Source organism: Thermosynechococcus sp., from assembly GCF_046299655.1.
Classification (GTDB): Bacteria; Cyanobacteriota; Cyanobacteriia; order Thermosynechococcales; family Thermosynechococcaceae; genus Thermosynechococcus.
In genome coordinates this window covers 1-509 of record NZ_JBKBHZ010000044.1, presented here as the reverse complement: position 1 = coordinate 509, position 509 = coordinate 1, and the positions used below count along the sequence as shown (strand labels likewise).

Genomic DNA, 509 nt, shown 5'->3' with positions numbered 1-509 from the left:
GCAAGGGTGACGGCGTGCCTTTTGATTAATGAGTCCGCGAGTTGTCGTCAGTGGCAAGGTTAAGCCGATAGAGGCGTAGCCGTAGCGAAAGCGAGTCCGAATAGGGCGCAAGTCACTGGCGGCAGACCCGAAGCCGGGTGAGCTACCCCTGGGCAGGATGAAGGTGGGCTAAACCCCACTGGAGGTCCGAACTGATGGATAGTGAAAAATCCTCGGATGACCTGGGGGTAGGAGTGAAAAGCTAACCGAACTCGGTGATAGCTGGTTCTCCCCGAAACGCATTGAGGTGCGGCCTCGAGTGGTCTGTGCAGGGGGTAGAGCACTGATAGGGCTAGGGGGGTGACCTCCGAACCCTGTCAAACTCCGAATCCCTACACATAAAGCTCGGGAGGAAGTCTGTGGGGGATAAGCTCCATGGACAAAAGGGAAACAGCCCAGACCGCCAGCTAAGGTCCCTAAATGCAAGCTAAGTGGGCAAGGATGTAAGGACGCTAAGACAACCAGGAGGT

1 rRNA gene is annotated in these 509 nt (G+C 56.4%); it reads left to right on the top strand.

The annotated features are described in order from the left end of the window. A 23S ribosomal RNA gene (locus tag ACK4HN_RS11945) occupies positions 1-509 on the top strand; the annotation flags it as partial.